1 tRNA gene and 1 rRNA gene are annotated in these 951 nt (G+C 58.9%); both read left to right on the top strand.

What is annotated here, in order from left to right:
* Positions 1 to 119: 119 nt before the first annotated feature.
* Positions 120 to 195, top strand: a tRNA-Ala gene (locus NW856_RS04160).
* 233 nt (positions 196 to 428) lie between these two features.
* Positions 429 to 951, top strand: a 23S ribosomal RNA gene (locus NW856_RS04155); the annotation flags it as partial.

Raw genomic sequence — 951 nt, 5'->3', positions numbered from 1 at the left:
AGGTCCCTGGTTCGAGTCCAGGATGGCCCACTGTTTGTCCTGGAGAAGGGAGAGCTGGCAAGCTAGAAGCGAGCTGGCCAAGCTGAGGGCAAAGCCAGAGGGTGGGTGCAGTCTGGATTGGGGGTATAGCTCAGCCGGTAGAGCGCTGCCTTTGCACGGCAGAAGTCAGCGGTTCGAGTCCGCTTACCTCCACCACTTTGGTGAGGAGCCGGGAAGGGGTTCTCCAGTTGGATAGGTTGACGACCGGGCTAGGGGTTTGGGTCCGAGCACAAGCCTCCAGCCGGGTTGAGCCGGCCAGCACTTTGAAAACTGCATAGCAAGAGAGCAGCATGCTTCTGGGTTGAGCCCTCCGAGCCTTAGCTTGGGGGAAGCAGCAGCAACCTGGGGGCATGAGGCAGGTAGAACACCAATGTTACGTGAGGTGAAAAGGTCAAGTCAGTTAAGGGCGCACGGTGGATACCTAGGCACGCAGAGGCGAGGAAGGGCGTGTTACCGACGAAACGCTGCGGGGAGCTGGACAAAAGCGGTGATCCGCAGGTTCCCGAATGGGGCAACCCGGCAAGGCGCAAGCCTTGTCACCTTTGGCTGAATCCATAGGCCAAAGGGGCGAACGCGGCGAACTGAAACATCTTAGTAGCCGCAGGAAAAGAAAACAAAAGTGATTTCCTCAGTAGCGGCGAGCGAACGGGAAAGAGCCTAAACCGCTCAGCTACGGCTGGGCGGGGTTGTGGGACGGCCAAACGGCAGCCGGCGGGCTAGGGGAAGCAGCTGGAATGCTGCACCAGAGAAGGTGAAAGTCCTGTAGCCGAAAGCCCAAAGGCGCCGGCCGGATCCCGAGTAGCACGGGGCAGGGGAAATCCCGTGTGAATCGGCGAGAACCATCTCGTAAGGCTAAATACTCCTGCGTGACCGATAGTGAACCAGTACCGTGAGGGAAAGGTGAAAAGAACC

This window comes from Synechococcus sp. R3-13 (assembly GCF_047462195.1).
GTDB lineage: Bacteria > Cyanobacteriota > Cyanobacteriia > Thermostichales > Thermostichaceae > Thermostichus.
Note: the sequence above shows the minus strand (reverse complement) of the source record. Positions and strands in the feature narration are given on the sequence as shown.